Origin of the sequence: Thioalbus denitrificans, assembly GCF_003337735.1 — a bacterium.
GTDB lineage: Bacteria > Pseudomonadota > Gammaproteobacteria > DSM-26407 > DSM-26407 > Thioalbus > Thioalbus denitrificans.
In genome coordinates this window covers 237,405-254,285 of sequence record NZ_QPJY01000001.1, presented here as the reverse complement: position 1 = coordinate 254,285, position 16,881 = coordinate 237,405, and the positions used below count along the sequence as shown (strand labels likewise).

Annotated in this window: 17 protein-coding genes; 3 read left to right on the top strand and 14 right to left on the bottom strand. The window is 67.7% G+C overall.

Going from position 1 to position 16,881, the window contains the following annotated elements:
- Window positions 1-3: 3 nt before the first annotated feature.
- The 7 genes from aroB to DFQ59_RS01125 form a co-directional block, all read right to left on the bottom strand.
- Window positions 4-1,086, bottom strand: a complete 1,083-nt coding sequence (aroB, locus tag DFQ59_RS01155) for a 3-dehydroquinate synthase (protein ID WP_114277832.1) — start codon at window positions 1,084-1,086, stop codon at window positions 4-6.
- A 12-nt stretch (window positions 1,087-1,098) separates the two neighbouring features.
- Window positions 1,099-1,641 carry a shikimate kinase AroK gene (aroK, locus tag DFQ59_RS01150; RefSeq protein ID WP_114277831.1) on the bottom strand — a complete coding sequence of 181 codons (543 nt, stop codon included), beginning with the start codon at window positions 1,639-1,641 and terminating at the stop codon, window positions 1,099-1,101.
- 100 nt (window positions 1,642-1,741) lie between these two features.
- Entirely contained in the window at window positions 1,742-3,889 is a 2,148-nt protein-coding gene (locus tag DFQ59_RS01145; RefSeq protein WP_114277830.1) for a type IV pilus secretin PilQ, read from the bottom strand.
- A 19-nt stretch (window positions 3,890-3,908) separates the two neighbouring features.
- Window positions 3,909-4,457, bottom strand: a complete 549-nt coding sequence (locus DFQ59_RS01140) for a pilus assembly protein PilP (protein ID WP_245937135.1) — start codon at window positions 4,455-4,457, stop codon at window positions 3,909-3,911.
- Complete coding sequence (locus DFQ59_RS01135; RefSeq protein WP_114277829.1) at window positions 4,457-5,044, bottom strand: type IV pilus inner membrane component PilO; 588 nt, start codon at window positions 5,042-5,044, stop codon at window positions 4,457-4,459. Before DFQ59_RS01135 ends, DFQ59_RS01140 begins: the two co-directional genes overlap by 1 nt.
- On the bottom strand, window positions 5,041-5,619 hold the full coding sequence (locus tag DFQ59_RS01130; RefSeq protein ID WP_114277828.1) for a PilN domain-containing protein: 579 nt from the start codon (window positions 5,617-5,619) through the stop codon (window positions 5,041-5,043). The genes DFQ59_RS01135 and DFQ59_RS01130 overlap by 4 nt, the downstream gene beginning before the upstream one ends.
- A 1-nt stretch (window position 5,620) precedes the next feature.
- A complete protein-coding gene (locus DFQ59_RS01125; protein WP_114277827.1) occupies window positions 5,621-6,685 on the bottom strand; it encodes a pilus assembly protein PilM in 1,065 nt (354 codons plus the stop codon).
- A 208-nt stretch (window positions 6,686-6,893) separates the two neighbouring features.
- Between DFQ59_RS01125 and DFQ59_RS01120 the strand changes: the two genes are divergently transcribed.
- Together DFQ59_RS01120 and DFQ59_RS01115 are read left to right on the top strand one after the other, a co-directional pair.
- Window positions 6,894-9,305 carry a penicillin-binding protein 1A gene (locus DFQ59_RS01120; RefSeq protein ID WP_114277826.1) on the top strand — a complete coding sequence of 804 codons (2,412 nt, stop codon included), beginning with the start codon at window positions 6,894-6,896 and terminating at the stop codon, window positions 9,303-9,305.
- Window positions 9,306-9,379: 74 nt separating this feature from the next.
- Window positions 9,380-9,985 (top strand): hypothetical protein, encoded by a 606-nt coding sequence (locus DFQ59_RS01115; protein WP_114278456.1) that lies wholly within the window; start codon window positions 9,380-9,382, stop codon window positions 9,983-9,985.
- Window positions 9,986-10,212: 227 nt separating this feature from the next.
- Here the strand turns inward: DFQ59_RS01115 and DFQ59_RS01110 are convergent, their stop codons facing one another.
- From DFQ59_RS01110 to DFQ59_RS01095, 4 genes are all read right to left on the bottom strand, one after another.
- Window positions 10,213-11,463: a malic enzyme-like NAD(P)-binding protein gene (locus tag DFQ59_RS01110; protein ID WP_114277825.1), complete on the bottom strand. Its 1,251-nt coding sequence runs from the start codon at window positions 11,461-11,463 to the stop codon at window positions 10,213-10,215.
- A gap of 78 nt (window positions 11,464-11,541) precedes the next feature.
- Window positions 11,542-12,348, bottom strand: a complete 807-nt coding sequence (locus DFQ59_RS01105; protein WP_147275138.1) for a thermonuclease family protein — start codon at window positions 12,346-12,348, stop codon at window positions 11,542-11,544.
- A gap of 40 nt (window positions 12,349-12,388) precedes the next feature.
- Entirely contained in the window at window positions 12,389-12,595 is a 207-nt protein-coding gene (gene rpmE, locus DFQ59_RS01100; RefSeq protein ID WP_114277823.1) for a 50S ribosomal protein L31, read from the bottom strand.
- A gap of 262 nt (window positions 12,596-12,857) precedes the next feature.
- Window positions 12,858-13,445: a NapC/NirT family cytochrome c gene (locus tag DFQ59_RS01095; RefSeq protein ID WP_114277822.1), complete on the bottom strand. Its 588-nt coding sequence runs from the start codon at window positions 13,443-13,445 to the stop codon at window positions 12,858-12,860.
- 189 nt (window positions 13,446-13,634) lie between these two features.
- Here DFQ59_RS01095 and xth point away from each other — a divergent pair, with 189 nt between their 5' ends.
- Entirely contained in the window at window positions 13,635-14,408 is a 774-nt protein-coding gene (gene xth / locus DFQ59_RS01090; RefSeq protein WP_114277821.1) for an exodeoxyribonuclease III, read from the top strand.
- Between the two features lie 187 nt (window positions 14,409-14,595).
- Here the strand turns inward: xth and DFQ59_RS01085 are convergent, their stop codons facing one another.
- From DFQ59_RS01085 to napG, 3 genes are read right to left on the bottom strand one after another with little or no spacing between them, the layout of a single operon-like run.
- Window positions 14,596-15,030: a nitrate reductase cytochrome c-type subunit gene (locus DFQ59_RS01085; protein WP_114277820.1), complete on the bottom strand. Its 435-nt coding sequence runs from the start codon at window positions 15,028-15,030 to the stop codon at window positions 14,596-14,598.
- Between the two features lie 29 nt (window positions 15,031-15,059).
- Window positions 15,060-15,980, bottom strand: coding sequence for a quinol dehydrogenase ferredoxin subunit NapH (gene napH / locus DFQ59_RS01080; RefSeq protein ID WP_114277819.1), 921 nt, complete (start codon window positions 15,978-15,980; stop codon window positions 15,060-15,062).
- A complete protein-coding gene (napG, locus tag DFQ59_RS01075) occupies window positions 15,977-16,852 on the bottom strand; it encodes a ferredoxin-type protein NapG (RefSeq protein ID WP_114277818.1) in 876 nt (291 codons plus the stop codon). Before napG ends, napH begins: the two co-directional genes overlap by 4 nt.
- Window positions 16,853-16,881 lie beyond the last annotated feature (29 nt).

Genomic DNA, 16,881 nt, shown 5'->3' with positions numbered 1-16,881 from the left:
GGCTCAGGCCGCGCGCCAGGCCTCGATGGTCGCGACGAGGTGATCGGGATTCACCTCGGAGGTCACCACCGCATCGCCGATGGCGCGCAGGAGCACCAGCCGCAGGCGGCCATCGAGAACCTTCTTGTCCACCGCCATCAGCTCCAGGAACCGGTCCACGGTCATCAGTGCCGGCACCCGCACCGGCAGCCCGGCCCGTTCCAGCAGGCTCCGGATCCGGGCCACCGCATCCGGATCCAGCAACCCCTGGCGCACCGACAGGTCCGCCGCCAGCAGCATCCCCGCGGCCACCGCCTCGCCATGCAGCCAGGTGCCGTAACCCATCCCGGCCTCGATGGCGTGGCCGAAGGTGTGCCCGAGGTTGAGCAGCGCCCGGCAGCCCGCCTCGTACTCGTCGGCGGCCACCACCTCCGCCTTGTTGCGGCAGGATCGCTCGATGGCCTCGGCCAGGGCCGACTGGTCACGGGCACGCAGCCGCTCCAGGTTCTCCTCCAGCCAGGCGAAGAAGCCGGCGTCCCGGATCAGGCCGTACTTGATCACCTCGGCGAGGCCCGCGGACAGCTGCCGATCATCCAGGGTATCGAGGGTACGGGTGTCGATGATGACGCAGCGCGGCTGGTGAAACGCCCCGATCATGTTCTTCCCCAGGGGGTGGTTGACGCCGGTCTTGCCGCCCACGGAGGAGTCCACCTGCGCCAGCAGGGTGGTGGGAACCTGGATGAAGGCCACCCCGCGCTGGTAGCAGGCCGCCGCGAACCCGCAGATGTCCCCCACCACGCCCCCGCCCAGAGCCACCAGGGTGGTGGTGCGGTTGTGACGCTGCGCCAGCAGTGCATCGAAGATGCGCTGGGTCGTCTCCAGCGTCTTGAACTCCTCGCCATCGGGGAGGATGACCGTATCCACCTGCTGGTCGGGGAACATGGCCGCCACCCGATCGAGATAGAGCGGCGCCACCGTCTCGTTGCTGACAATCAGCACCTGGCTGCCGGGCAGCCGGGACAGGACCAGCTCCGCGCGGCCGATCAGGTCGGGGCCGATATGTATCGGGTAACTGCGCTCACCCAGGTCCACCTGCAGGGTTATCATGCCTTCACTTCCTCACTCCCGTGCCTCGGGGGCATCCGGCCCCAGCCGCAGTTTCCTGACAATCTCGCTCGCCACCGAGCGGGCCGTCCGGCCGTCGGTCTCGATGACCAGGTCGGCGATCTCCCGGTAGAGCGGATCCCGGATCGCCATCAACTCCTCCAGGCGGCGGCGCGGATCCTCGGTCTGCAGCAGCGGACGGTTGCGATCCTTGCGGGTCCGGTCCAGCTGCTGGTCCACCGATGTGCACAGGTAGACCACCATGCCGCGGGAGCCCAGATGGCGGCGGTTGTCGGGGTCCAGCACCGCGCCCCCGCCCGTGGCCAGGACCACGCCCTTGAGCTGGGTCAGGTCGTCGATGGCCAGACGCTCGCGGCGCCGGAATCCCGACTCGCCCTCCACGTCGAAGATCCAGGGGATGTCCGCCCCGGTGCGCGCCTCGATCTCGTGATCGGAATCGAGGAACTCGCGGCTGAGACTGCGCGCCACCAGGCGCCCGATGGTGGTCTTGCCGGCGCCCATGGGCCCCACCAGGAAGATGTTCTCGTTTGGATGCATCCGGTGATGATCGCCCGAGCGGTGTCATCCAATCAAGGCTTCCGAAAACGCACCGGGGCGCCCGCAGGCGCCCCGGTGCCCTTCAGCGCCGTTCCCGGGCCTAGAGCTTGGGGGTCTCCTTGATGATCTTCGGCGTGACGAAGATGAGCAGCTCCTTCTTCGAGTCCTCCTTGAAGTTGGAGCGGAACAGCCAGCCGATGTAGGGCAGCTCGCCGAAGAAGGGCACCCGGCGCACGCCGCTGGTCCGGTTCTGCTCGAACACGCCGCCCAGCACCACCGTCTCGCCGTTGTCCACCAGCACCTGGCTGGAGATGGAGTTGGTGTCGATGCCCGGCTCGCCGCCGCCGCCGGTCACCTCCTGGTTGACGGCGTCCTTGGTGATGGAGAGGTCCATGATGACCCGGTCGTCGGGCGTGATCTGCGGCTTCACCTTCAGGCTCAGCACCGCCTTCTTGAACTCCACGTTGGTGGCGCCGCTGGAGGTGGCCTCCTGGTAGGGCACCTCGGTACCCGTCTCGATGGAGGCCTCCTTCTGGTTGGAAGTCAGCACCCGCGGGCTGGAGATGACCTCGCCGCGGCCGTCGGCCTCCATGGCCGAGAGCTCGAGATCGAGCAGGAACCCGAAGGGCAGCTTGGCCAGGGCGAGACCGATGGTCCCGAAGGTGCCGAACCCGGCATCGCCCGCCGGCAGGTTGACGTTGAAGCGGTTGTTCTGGGTCGGGATGCCGCCGTTGTAGAGGGTGTCGGCGCCCGCCGCGTTGCCCGTCACGCCGCCGTAGTTGATGACGTCGCCGCCGGTCTCCCGGTCGGTGGTGATGCCGAAGCGCACGCCCAGGGCGTGCTGGAAGGTGGTATCGGCCACCACCACCCGCGACTCGATGAGCACCTGGCGCACCGGGATGTCCAGCTTCGCCACCAGCGCGCGGATGTCGTCGAGCTTCTCCGCCGTGTCCTGCACCAGCAGGACGTTGGTGCGGTCGTCGATGGTCACGCTGCCGCGGGAGGAGAGGAAGTTGTTCTCCTTGGCCTTCAGCAGGGCGGCGATGTCGGCTGCCTTGGCGTAGTTGACCTGGAGGATCTCGGAACGCAGCGGGGCGAGCTCGGCCACCTGCTGCTTGGTCTCGAGCTCCAGTTTCTCCCGCGCGGCGATCTCCTCCGCCGGGGCCACCATCATCACGTTGCCATCGATGCGCTTGTCCAGCCCCTTGGTCTTGAGGATGATGTCCAGCGCCTGGTCCCAGGGCACGTTCTGCAGCCGCAGGGTGACGTTGCCGCGCACCGAATCGCTGGCCACCAGGTTCAGCCCGGTGAAGTCGGCCAGCAGCTGCAGCACGGCCCGCACCTCGATGTCCTGGAAGTTCAGCGACAGCTTCTGGCCGGTGTACTTGAACTCCTCCTCCTTCTCCACCTTCTCCTCGCGGGTCAGGGGGCGGACCTCCACCGCGAACTGGTTGTCGCTCTGGTAGGCCAGGTGCTCGTACTCGCCGGTGGGGGTGATCACCATGCGCACGTTGCCGCGCCGGGCCGAGGTTTCGATGAACTGCACCGGCGTGGCGAAATCGGTCACGTCGAGCCGCCGCGCCAGCTCGGGCGGCAGGGAGGTGTTGAGGAAGTCCACCACCACCCGGGTGCCCTCCTGGCGCACGTCGGTGACGATGGAGGGATCGGAGAGCGCGACCAGCACCCGGCCTTCGCCGGCGGCGCCGCGGCGGAAGTCCACCTCGGTGATGCGGGGTCCCGAGGGCATGACGTCGCGCGCCACCGGCGCCGGGGCGGCCGCCTGAGCGGTCCTGGCGCCGCCGCCCAGGGTCACGAAGACCTTGTCGCCCTGGACCCGGGTCTCGTAGGCCACCATTTCGGAGAGGTTGAGCACCACCCGGGTGCGGCCCTGGGCCTCGACCGCGGTCAGGCTGCGCGCCACCCCGGCGTCGATGGGCTGGCTCTTGACCGGCAGGGCGTTGCTGACCCCGACGAAGTCCAGCGCCACCCGCGCGGGATTGTCGATGGTGAACCCCTGCGGCTGCGGTGCCGGACCGCTGAAGCCCAGCTGGATCTGAACCCGATCCCCGGAAAGCGTGGAGACATCCACCTGCTGCAGGGCGACCCCCTGCTGGGCGGATGCCGTGAGTACCGGCAGCAGCAGCAGGAGCAGTCCGGTCCATACCAGGCCGCCACCGGACTTCCGTGCGGTGCCGACCCGTTCCCCCCGTCCGGCGCCTAAGAGCGCGGTAAATTTATCCGTGATCATCACGCGTGTCCCCTCGGGATTACTTTTCGTTCAGTGCCAGTGAGGCAGACCGCTCCATCCAGCCGCCAGTACCGTTCGGAACGATTTCCATCAAGTCGATTTGCTGTTCCGATATGCGCAGGATCTTGCCGTGATTCTGGCCCAGATAGTTGCCTTCCTGGACCCGGAACAGGGTTCCGTCCCTGGCCTTGACCAACCCGAAGGTGGTTTCCTCGCGTTCCAGGATTCCCACCATGCGCAGGCTGTCGAGCGGAAACATCTCCAGCGGCTCCCGCGGCCGGTTCGGATCGGGCTGCGGACCGCCCGCCTGTTCCTGGGCCACCTGCACGGGCTCGGGGCCGGCCGGCGGCTCGAACGGATCCCGCATCTCATGGACCTGGTAGGCGTAGGTCTCGTAGGGCTTGATCTCGGGCAGGGGCTCGATCGGCGTGACGGGGCGGGCCTTCACCTCGCTCACGTAGGCCCGCAGATCGGCCATCTTGTCGCCGGTGCCGCATCCCGTCAGCCCCAGCCCGCCCAGGACCATTACGGTCAGCATGAGGGCGACCGGGCTCTTCTTCGAATCCATTACTGCCCCCCCTCATCCAGGTAGCGATAGGTCTTCGCCGTGACATCCATCACCAGCCGATCCGATCCCCCGCGCTTGCTGATGGTGTAGTCGTGCAGGGTGACGATGCGCGGCAGGGCGGCGACCCCGCTCACGAAATCGCCGAACTGGTGGTAGGTGCCCACCACCCGCATGCGGATGGGCAGCTCGGCGTAGAACTCCTTGCGCTGCTCGTTCTCGGGCTTGAACAGCTCGAACTCGAGCCCGCTGGCCAGACCGGTCTGGGAGACGTCCACCAGCAGGCCGGCCACCTCGGTCTTGCCCGGCAGCTGGCGCAGCATGGCGCCGAAGGACTCCTTCATCTCCACCATCTGCTGCCGGTAGGCTTCCAGGTTGGCGGCCTTGTGCTGCTTTTTCTCGAAGACCTGCTTGAGCTCGCCCTCCTGGCGCTGCACCTTCTTGTAGGCCTCCCACTGGTGCTGGGTGTCGTACCAGTAGCCCGCGCCCAGGACCGCGCCGCACAGCAGGATGATGGCGATGGCCTTGGCCACTCCCGGCCAGGAGCCGGCGTTGCCGAAATCGAGGTTGTTGAGATCGGACAGGTTCATCGTTTCGCCCCTCCCCCGTCCGCGGCGGCCTCGCCCTGCTGCTTCTGCTGCACCTGCAGGATGAAGTTGCTTTCCCGCGCCGTTTCAGCCCGCTTGGTCTCGATGATGTTGAGCTTCGGCGAGGTGACCCAGTCGGAGGCCTCCGTGTTGCGCATCAGCGCCGAGACCCGGGTGTTGGATTCCGCCACGCCGCGCATGGTCAGGGTGGTGCCGCGCCGCTCGAGATTGTTGTAGAAGACCCCCTCGGGGATGGTCTTGACCATCTCGTCGAAGAGGTGCACCACCACGGGCCGGTTGGCCTGCAGCTCCTGGATGATCTTCATGTGCGCCAGCAGCCGCGCCTTCTCCTTCTCCAGCTCCTGGATCTCCTTGATCTTCTTGTCCAGGATGGCAATTTCCTGGTTCAGGTAGTTGTTGCGGGCCTCCTGGTCATCGATCATCCAGCCGATATGCATGTGCACATAGAGGACGATGGCACCCGCCAGCAGGGCGAAACCCACCAGCATGCCCAGGAACTGCCGCTGTCTTTCCTTGCGACGCTCCTCGCGCCACGGCAACAGGTTGATACGGGCCATGTCAGTCGAAGCTCCTCATGGCGAGGCCGCAGGCAATCATCAGCGCGGGTGCATCGTTGCGCAGGGCCTGAGCGTTGACGCGCGAGGACAGGGTCATGTCGGCGAACGGATTCGCGTTCATCGACGGCGTACCCAGCTTGTCCTGGATCAGGTTGGCGATGCCCTCGATGGAGGCACTGCCGCCAGCCAGAACGATGTAGTCCACATCGTTGTACTGGCTGGAGGAGAAGAAGAACTGCAGGGAGCGGCTCACCTGCTGGGCCATCGCCTCCTTGAACGGCTCCAGCACCTCGGGCACATAATCGTCCGGCAGACCGCCCTGCTTCTTGGCCAGGCCCGCCTCCTCGAAGGAGAGCCCGTAGCGGCGCTGAATCTCCTCGGTGAGCTGCTTGCCGCCGAAGATCTGCTCGCGCGTATAGATGATCTTCTGGTCGTGCAGCACGCTCAGGGTGGTCATGGTCGCACCCACGTCCACCACCGCCACCGTCTTGTCCAGGCCCCGGTCGGGCATCTGCTCGGCGATGAGGCGGAAGGCGCGCTCCATGGCGTAGGCCTCCACGTCCACCACCTTCGAGGCCAGTCCGCCCATGGCCACCGCGTCCACGCGCATCTCCACGTTCTCGCTGCGCGAGGCCGCCAGGAGGACATCCACCGTATCGGGATTCTTGGCCGAGGAGCCCAGCACCTCGAAATCGAGACTGACCTCCTCGAGCGGGTAGGGGATGTACTGATCCGCCTCCACCTCGATCTGGCTCTCCATCTCCTCCTCGGAGAGGGAGGCGGTCATCTGGATGACCTTGGTGATGACGGCCGACCCGGCCACGGCGACGGCACAGTTCTTGACGCGGGTCCCGGAGCGCTTCACAACCCGTGAAACCGCTTCTCCAACCGCCTGGACATCCGTGATATTCTTCTCGACAACGGAGTTCGGCGGCAGCGGCTCCACCGCGTAACTCTCCACCCGATAGCGGCTTCCACTGCTGGAAAGCTCGATGAGCTTCACCGCCGTGGAACTGATATCGATGCCGAGCAAGGGCTGCGACTTCTTTCGGAATAGGGGAGGCACGTTGTATTTCCCTATCTGGTATCCCTACTTACCATTGATTAATAGTCCAGCACATTAAATACTAGTCGCGCCGGAAAAGCGATCAAGTGAATTACCATCAATTCGCCGACCGGTTCACACACCTTATACACGAAGATTCCTTATTAGAGTTGTAAATAGTTCACGCAACAGAAATTCACAACCCCCACCCACCAAGCCGCCGCCCGCCATGAAACGCCTCACCAAGCTGCTGTTCAGTCTCCTCTCCGCCCTCTTCGCCCTGGGGCTGCTGGGAGCCGTCGCCGCGGGCGGGGCCTACGTCTACCTGGCGCCCAAGCTGCCGTCCACCGAAAGCCTCAAGGATATGCAGTTCCAGGTTCCGCTGCGGATTTTCGCCGCCGACGGCAGTCTCATCGCCGAATTCGGCGAGAAGCGCCGCATCCCGCTCTCCTACGCCGAGATCCCCGAGCCGATGATCCAGGCGGTGCTCGCCGCCGAGGACGACCGGTTCTTCCATCACCCCGGCGTGGACTACCAGGGCATCCTGCGCGCGGCCTGGCACCTGCTGCGCACCGGCGAGAAGGGCCAGGGGGGCAGCACCATCACCATGCAGGTGGCGCGCAACTTCTTCCTCAGCCGCGAGAAGACCTTCCTGCGCAAGTTCAACGAAATCCTGCTCGCGCTCAAGATCGAGCGCGAACTCGGCAAGCAGGAGATCCTCGAGCTCTACCTGAACAAGATCTACCTCGGCAACCGCGCCTACGGTGTCGGCGCCGCCGCCCAGGTCTACTACGGCCGGCCGCTCGCCGAGCTCAGCCTGGCCGAATACGCCATGATCGCCGGCCTGCCCAAGGCGCCCTCCCGCTACAACCCCATCGCCGACCCCGAACGGGCGCTGACCCGGCGCAACTACGTCCTCGGCCGCATGCGGAGCCTGGACTTCATCGAGCCGGACGCCTACCAGGCGGCGCTGGCCACGCCCAACACCGCCCGCTATCACGGCCAGGAGGTGGAGGCCGACGCCCCCTACCTGGCCGAGATGATCCGCACCGAGATGGTGGCCCGCTACGGTGACGCCGCCTACACCGACGGCTACCGGGTCACCACCACCATCGACAGCCGGCTCCAGAACAGCGCCAACCATGCCCTGGTCAGCGCCCTGCTCGAATATGACCGCCGGCATGGCTGGCGCGGACCGGAAGCCAGGACCGATCCGGCGGACCCCGAGGCGGGCCTGCAGCGCCTGCGCGACACCCCCGTCACCGGCGGACAGATACCGGCCCTGGTCATGGGCGTGGAGGAGCGCTCGGCCCGGGTCCGGCTGGCGGACGGCACCGACGTGGAGATCCCCTGGGAGGGCCTGGAATGGGCCCGCGCCTACCGCAGCGACAACGCCACCGGCCCGGCGCCGAAGCGCGCCGGCGACGTGCTCGCTCCCGGTGACCTGGTGCGCATCCGGCCCACCGGGGAGGACCAGTGGGCCCTCAGCCAGCTGCCCCAGGTGGAAGGCGCCCTGGTCTCGCTCAACCCCGACACCGGGGCCATCCTCAGCCTCGTGGGCGGGTTCGATTTCAACCGCAGCAAGTTCAACCGGGTCACCCAGGCCGAGCGCCAGCCCGGCTCCAACTTCAAGCCCTTCATCTACTCGGCGGCCCTGGAGAAGGGCTTCACCCCGGCGAGCATCATCAACGACGCCCCCGTGGTGTACGAGGATGCCGGCGCCGAGAAGCTGTGGCGCCCGGAGAACTACAGCGGCCGCTTCTTCGGACCCACGCGCCTGCGGGAGGCCCTGTACAAGTCCCGCAACCTGGTCTCCATCCGCCTGCTGCGCGAGATCGGCATCGAGTACGCAGTGGACTACGTCCAGCGCTTCGGCTTCCGGCCCGACTCCCTGCCCCGCAACCTCACCCTGGCCCTGGGCACCGGCGTCCTCACCCCCCTGGAACTGGTGGGCGGCTACGCGGTGTTCGCCAACGGCGGCTTCCGGGTGGAGCCCCATGCGCTGGCCCGCATCGAGAATACCCGCGGCGAGGTGCTGTTCGAGGCGCGGCCCGCCACCGTCTGCCGCGACTGCCCCGAGCCGGGGCTTCCCGGCGCCCTGCCGCTGCTGCCGGTGGGGCGGACCGCGAGCGGGGACGAGCCCCCGGTGGTGGCGACCCGGGTGCTCACGCCGCAGAACAGCTGGCTCATCACCTCGCTGCTGCAGGATGTGATCAAGCGCGGCACCGGCCGCCGCGCCCTGGAACTGGGACGCGGCGATATCGGCGGCAAGACCGGGACCACCAACGACCAGCTCGATGCCTGGTTCTCCGGCTTCAACGCCGACGTCGTGACCACCTGCTGGGTGGGCTTCGATCAGCCGCGCTCACTGGGCAACCGGGAAACCGGCGGCCGCGCGGCCCTGCCCATGTGGATCCAGTTCATGGGCGAGGCCCTGAAGGGGCGACCCGAACATGTCCAGCCCGAACCCGAGGGCCTGGTGACCGTGCGCATCGACCCCGACACCGGACTGCTGGCGCGCGGCGACCAGCCCGACGCCATCTTCGAGACCTTCAGGGAGGATACGGTGCCCCAGCAGACCGCCGTGGCCCCGCTGGGGACCGGAAGCGGGGGGGGCAGCGCTCCCGAGCGGCTGTTCTGAGTCGCGGGACCGGTGCGCCGCCACAACGAACCTGCGCGGGGGCCATCCCGCCGCAGCCCGGATGGGAGATGCAGATGGGCCAGAGTACGCGTGACCGGCGGGTACGCCAGCTGATCGCCGAGGAGGCGGCCCGCATCATGGCCGCCGAGGGGCTCAACGACTTCCTGCAGGCCAAGCGCAAGGCCGCGGGACACCTGGGCGCCGAGGGCACCCGCAACATGCCCCGGAACGAGGAGATCGAGCTGGCCCTGCGCGCCTACCAGCAGCTGTTCCAGTCCGACTCCCAGCCCGCGCGCCTGCGGGAGCTGCGCCGCACGGCACTCAACGCCATGCGCCTGCTGGCCCGCTTCGATCCCCGCCTGGTGGGGCCGGTGCTCAGCGGCACCGCCGGGGTCAACAGCGTCATCGATCTGCACCTGTTCGCCGCCGCCCCGGAGGAAGTCGCCTTTGCCCTGGACGACGCCGGCATCCCCTTCGAACCCCGCGACATGCGCCTGCGCCTGTCCGGAAACGGGCACCAGACCCTGCCCGGCTTCCGTTTCGTCGCCGGCGACACGGTCATCGACCTGACCGTGTTCTCCTCCGACGGCCCCCGCAACACCCCCCTGAGCCCGGTGGACGGGCGACCCGCGGAGCGGGCCAACACCGCCCGCGTGGAGGCGCTGCTGGCGGTGGAGTGAAGGGAGCGCCGCGGAAAGGCACAATTACACCACGGAGAGACGGGGGATGTGACTGCCGCCACATGGGCCGCAACGAACGACCCTGAAGGGAGGGTGCCCGCGCCCCCCCGGATTGCCTGGTTTCCGTGTCTCCGGGGTGGCAAATGCGGGCCCGGGTCCGGAGGGCCGAACCGCCCGGCGCCAGACCCTTGGCGGCTGCCGTCCTCCCGGGCCCGGCAGCCGCCGCTTCAGGACTGCGCCGGATAGTGGGCGGGGTAGGGGAGCGTCGCCACGCCCGAGTCGATGGCGGCCCGGGCCACCGCCGGCGGCACCCGCTCCAGCAGCCGCGGATCGAGGGGCTTGGGAATCATGTACTCGGGACCGAACTCGAGGCTCTCCAGGCCGTAGGCCGCCAGCACCTCCGCCGGCACCGGCTCCTGGGCAATCCCCCGCAGGGCTTCCACGCAGGCGATTTTCATCGCCTCGTTGATGGTCGTGGCGCGCACGTCCAGGGCCCCGCGGAAGATGTAGGGGAAGCCGAGCACGTTGTTGACCTGGTTCGGGTAGTCGCTGCGCCCGGTGGCCATGATGAGATCGCCGCGCACCGAGTGGGCCAGCTCCGGCCGGATCTCCGGATCCGGATTGGCCAGCGCGAACACCACCGGCCGATCGGCCATGGAGCGCAGCATTTCCGGGCTGAGCAGGTCGGGCTTGGAGAGCCCGATGAAGACATCGGCGCCCGCGATGGCGTCCTCGAGGGTGCGCCGATCGGTCGCGGCGGCGAACTCCGCCTTGTAGGCGTTGAGGTCCTGCCGGCCGGAGTGGATCACGCCCTTGCTGTCCAGCAGCAGGATGTTCTCCCGCGGCACACCCAGGTCCACCAGCAGGCGCATCCCGGCGATACCCGCCGCACCGGCGCCGACGGTGACGATGCGCGCCTCATCCAGCGCCTTGCCCTGAAGCTCCAGGGCGTTGAGCAGGCCCACGGCGATGATGATGGCGGTACCGTGCTGATCGTCGTGGAAAACGGGGATATCCAGCCGCTCGGAGAGCTTCCGCTCGATTTCGAAGCAGTGGGGGGCAGCGATGTCCTCCAGGTTGATGCCGCCGAAGGTGGGGGCGATGCGCGCCACCGTGTCGATGAACGCCTCCGGCTCCTTCGCGTCCACCTCGATGTCGAACACGTCGATGTCGGCGAAACGCTTGAACAGCACCCCCTTGCCCTCCATCACCGGCTTGGAGGCGAGCGGACCGGCGTTGCCCAGGCCGAGCACGGCGGTCCCGTCGCTGATGACCCCCACCAGGTTGCCCTTGGCGGTATAGCGGTAGGCATCCGCCGGGTTCGCCATGATGGCCCGCACCGGCTCGGCCACGCCGGGACTGTAGGCCAGCGCCAGGTCACGCTGGTTGGCCGTGGGCTTGGTGACCTGGATGGCGATCTTGCCGGGCTTCGGGTTAGCGTGGTAGTCCAGTGCCGCCTGCTTGAGATCTTCCGCCATGGGTGCAATCCATCCTTCGCAATCAGGTAGGTGAAAGCTTTCGATTATACAAGAAACTTAAGAAAGACAAGATTCGTTTTATGATCCGGCCGCCGCCGGGAGGGGGCATTGCGCCTGGGAGCCGCCGTCACCGGCGGCCGCCTCCAGCTGCGCCGGGTGCCGCAGCCGCATTCGCCAGTGCTCACCACGCCGGGTCAGCCGTCCCCGGGCGCGCACCGCCCGCCCCACCAGCGCCTCGAACCGGCAGCCATCGAAATGGGGCTGGGCCTCCGGCGCCACCTGCAGGGTGGCGTGCCCATCGAGGGTCAGCCAGACCCCGCCCCGGTTGCGCGCAATGGCGGTCACCTCGCCCTCCACCACGCCGTAGTGGCCGGAGCGCCCGCGGTACTCCCCCACCGGGCGCGGCCTGAACGGCGCCAGCGCCCACACGCCGCGGCGCGCGGTGCGCGCCCGCCGTTCCGCGGCCTGATAGCAGTCCAGGTTCCAGAGATTGGGCGGATAGACCAGCGCCGGCGCCAGGCCCCGCTCCAGCAACTGGGCGGTGAGACTGCGGCCGTCGGCCAGATAGGGATGGGCCAGCAGGCGCCCATGGCGATCCTCGCGCTCCCGGCCGTACTGCAGCAGCAGGCTGCGGGAGGGCCCGAGGAGCGCGGTCACGGCGTCCCGGGCCTGCACCGCCAGCGGTTCCGGCCGGCCCGAGCCGTAGTTCATCTCCGGCGTGTCGAGACCGATGAAGCGCACCCGGCGGCCATCCGCCAGGGTGACCGTATCGCCGTCGTTGACCCGCGCCACCTGCACCCGCGCATCCACCCGCGGAGCGGCGCAGCCGGCAACGGCGGGAAGCGGTGCCGGAAGGAGGAGGCCACAGACGAAAAGGGCGCCCACCAGGGGCGCCCTTCGACCGCTTGCAGACTGCCGCACCGGCTTACTTCATGCCGTACTTCTGGCGGAAGCGATCCACGCGGCCGGCGGTATCCATCATCTTCTGCTGGCCGGTGTAGAACGGATGGCAGGCAGAACACACTTCGATGTGCATGTCCGGCTTGTTGCTGGTGGAGCGGGTCTTGAAGACGCTGCCACAACTGCAGGTGACGGTCACCTCGTTGTAGGCGGGATGGATATCCGGTTTCATGATCAGGCCTCTCGTACAGTGATGCCGCTACCCGGTCCTGTGCCGGGCACCGCATGCGGTAAGGGCGGGAATGATAGCCAAAGGTTCATTGGAACACAAGGGGTTAGGGGGAGGGGAGGGCGCCGGCCTCCCATCCCCCTTGGCCCATCCCCGCCATCCGCCCGGCGCGCCAGGCCGCGGCAGAGCCCGGTCGAACCGTCCAGTGTGCTGCGTCACTCCTGGAGGCCCATTCAGCGAGTCGCCCGAAGGGAGCCCCCCGTGCTCAGGGATTGCCTGCCAGCCCCGCGCTCTCCGCCGCCGCCTGCCAGCCCTCGGGCAGGTGGTGGGCGATACCCTTGTGGCAGTCGATGCAGGTCTGGCCGCTGTCGATGGCGGTGTCGTGATAATCGGCGCTGCGGGACTGCTGCGCCATGAAGTCCATGGATTCGAAATCGTGGCAGTTGCGGCATTCACGCGAATCGGTCGCCTTCATGGTCTGCCACACATGCAGGGCCAGCTCCAGGCGCTTGGCCTCGAATTTCTCCGGCGTATCGATGCTGCCGATGGCCTTGTGGTAGAGCTCGTTGCTGGCCTGGATCTTGCGCTTGACCTTGTGGATCCACTCCTTCGGCACGTGGCAGTCGGGACAGGTGGCCCGGACACCGGTGCGGTTGCTGTAGTGGATCGTCTCCTGGTACTCCTGGTAGACGTTCTCCTCCATCTCGTGGCAGGAGATGCAGAACGTCTCGGTATTGGTGAGCTCCATCGCCCAGTTGAAGCCGCCCCATCCGATCACGCCCAGGATCACGCCGATGATGAGAACGGAAATTACCGAGAAACCGGCGCTTTTCTGCATGCCAACCCGTGTCATGATCGCTCCCTCCCCCTTGGGCCGTGGTATGCCGGATGACGGCGGGACCCGGTGGTGTAAGCTTGTCCCGGTGCCGGCTGGTCGAGTTTGATGGTAGAACCCCCCTGCACCCCCACATTGACCTAAATCAATCAGGGTTATTGGGCGGGGGTTTCGACGGGTTTTCATGATCGAGGTCAATACATCGAGATGCGCATCGCCACCTGGAACGTGAACTCTCTGCGCGTGCGCCTGCCCCAGGTGGTCGCCTGGCTGGCCGAGGCCGGCCCGGACCTGCTCGGCGTGCAGGAAACCAAGCTGCAGGATGCCGATTTCCCCGCCGCGGAGCTGGCCGAGGCCGGCTACCATGCGCTGTACAGCGGACAGAAGACCTACAACGGCGTGGCGGTCCTCAGCCGCGACCCCGGGCTCACCGGGGTGGCGACCGAGATCCCGGGCTTCCCCGACGAGCAGCGCCGGGTGCTGGCGGCCACCGCCGGCCAGGTGCGCTTCATCAATCTCTACGTGCCCAACGGCGCCGCGGTGGACTCGGACAAGTACCGCTACAAGCTGGCCTGGCTGGAGGCGCTGGGCGAGTGGCTGGAGGAGGAACTCGCACGCCACCCGCGCCTGGTGGTGGTGGGGGATTTCAACATCGCCCCCGAGGATCGCGACGTCCATGACCCGGCCGCCTGGGCCGGCGAGGTGCTGGTGAGCGAGCCCGAGCGGGCCGCCTTCCGCCGCCTCACCGCGCTCGGGCTGGTGGACTGCTTCCGCCGCTTCGATCAGCCCGAGGCCGTCTTTTCCTGGTGGGACTACCGGGCCGCCGCCTTCCGCCGCAACAACGGCCTGCGCATCGATCACATTCTCGCCAGCCAGGAGCTGGCCGCGGCCTGCAGCGCCTGCACGGTGGACCGGACCCCGCGCGGCTGGGAGCGCCCCTCAGACCACGCCCCGGTGATCGCGGACTTCGATGTGGCGTGATTCCGTGATTCCGTGATTCCGTGATTCCGGAACACGGAAAACGGAAAACGGAAAACGGAAAACGGCAGTAAACCACCCGCCTTATCCCTTATCCAAAAAAAGGGTGCGCCGAGGCGCACCCAGGTTCGGAGACAGGGAGTGGGTCCCGGTCCTGTTGCAATCCTGCAGCCGTGCAGGAACCCGGCCGCTAGCGGCCGAAGGTGTTCTCCACCAGCGGTGCCGCGTCCACCTGCGGCACATGGCACTGGGTGCAGAACCAGCGCCGGCTGGAGAGGGTATCGAGCTTGTTGCCGTCCCGGTCGAGGTAGTGGCTGTCACCGATGCGGGGCGCCTTCTCCTTCTCGAAGTTCTTCTCGCTGTGGCAGCGCAGGCAGGTGTTCTCGCGCACCGAAATGCGGTCGTTGTCCACCTTGTGCGGCACCAGCGGCGGCTGCTGCTTCCAGCCCCGGTCGAAGCCGCCAGCCGCGGTCATCTGCCGCTTCAGCTCGAAGCTCTGGTTCTGCTCCTCGATGGACAGCCCCCCGCGCAGCGATTCCACCGCCTCGGCCGCGACCACGGTCGCCGACACCGAAGCGAGCAACACGAGTGCGCCCGTGAGTATGGTCAAGATATGTTTCTTCATAGCCACCTCCACCTCTCAATCGTTACCAGTCACGTAGCCGCACCCTTGCTCAGGCCCGGCGAACTCCGCGTTTCACTCCCCTGCCCCCGCTCCCGGTTGGGATAGCGCAGCCCGAACGCGAACACCTCCTGGGGGCATACTTCGATGCAACGGCCGCAATTGGTGCACTCACCGGCCAGGATCACCGGGCCACGCCCGGCCTCCGCACCCTTGAGCGCCGGCCTGATCACCTGCGGCTCGGGACAGACCACGAAGCACTCCATGCAGTCATCGCAGGCCGCGCGCTGATCCGCCCGTACCCTGACCGGGCTCACCGCGCCCACCAGTCCGTAGAAGGCGCCCATCGGACAGAGATGGCCGCACCAGCCGCGCCGGGCCACGAACAGGTCGAACAGGAACAGCGCCAGGGCCACAAAGGCGGCGGATCCGAGCCCGAAGATGATGCCCCGGTGCAGCAACGAGACCGGGTTGACCAGCTCGTAGGCCAGGCTCCCGGTCGCCAGGGCGAGCAGCAGCACCAGCGCCAGCATCCAGTAGCGGGTCGAGCGGGCAAGGTTGATCCCGCCGTGGAGGTCGAGCCGCAACCGCAGCCAGCCCGCCGCATCCGTCACCAGGTTCACCGGACAGACCCAGCTGCAGAACACCCGCCCGCCCACCAGCAGGTAGAAGCCCATGACCAGCGCCGCGCCCAGCACCGCCGTGCCGGCCGGCACCAGGAACCCCGCCACCAGCATCTGCAGGAACAGCAGCGGATCGGTCATCGGGACCGTATCCAGCAGCAGGCTGGAGGAGAGATTGCCGTCGATGATGCGCACGCCCGCCAGCGGTCCGAGCAGGAACAGTCCCAGGATGCCCAGCTGGCTCACCCGCCGCAGCACCAGCCACTTGCGGGTTTGCCACCAGCCCCGGTTCAGCGTGGCCGTCAGTCCGGTTTTTCCTCCGCCGCTCATCGATCCGGCTCCAGTCCGCGGTTGAGGGTATCGAGCGGATTGTCGGAGTAGGGCGACTCCGCACCTTCGTCGATGATCAGCCCCCGGCCGCCATGCTCGTAGCGCACTCCCTCGGGCAGGTTGTACCGGTGTTGCTGGTCCGGCGTCACCAGGCTGCCGCCATGCTCGGCCTTCTGCTCCCAGCCGAGACGGTAGTGGTGGCCCAGTTCACCCTTGGCCAGCCGCATGGGCAGCACCTTGATGGCCGCCTCCTCCAGGATGCAGGCCTTCTCGCACAGTCCGCAGCCGGTGCAGTCCGCCGAATGCACCACCGGGATGAACAGCGCATGCTTGCCGGATCGGGCATTGTGCTGCAGGTCCAGGGTGATGGCCTTGCCCCGCACCGGGCAGATGTTGAAGCAGACTTCGCAGCGCAGACCCTGGAAGGCGATGCAGGCCTCGTGGTCCACCACCACCGCCAGCCCCATGCGCGCCTCGTGGATGTCGGTCAGGGCATGATCCAGGGCGCCGGTGGGGCAGACCGGCACGCAGGGAATGTCCTCGCACATCACGCAGGGCTCCGTGCGGGCCACGAAATAGGGCGTACCCGCCGGGGCCTCGTCCAGCAGGCCCGCCAGTTTCAGCACATCGTAGGGACAGCCGCGGACGCAGAGACCGCAGCGGGTGCAGGCGGCCAGAAACTCCGCCTCCGGCAGGGCGCCCGGCGGGCGGATGGCGGCGGCCGGCAGGGCGTTGGCCCGGCTGGCATGCAGGCCGAGCCCCAGTCCCAGCACGCCCACTCCGCAGGCCGTACGCGCCAGATCTCCCAGGAACCGCCGCCGTCCCGGCTGCGCCGGATGGCCGCTGCCCTTCTCGCCACTGCCACCGTTCATCGTTCTCCGTCTCCGCGGGCCGCCGGCGT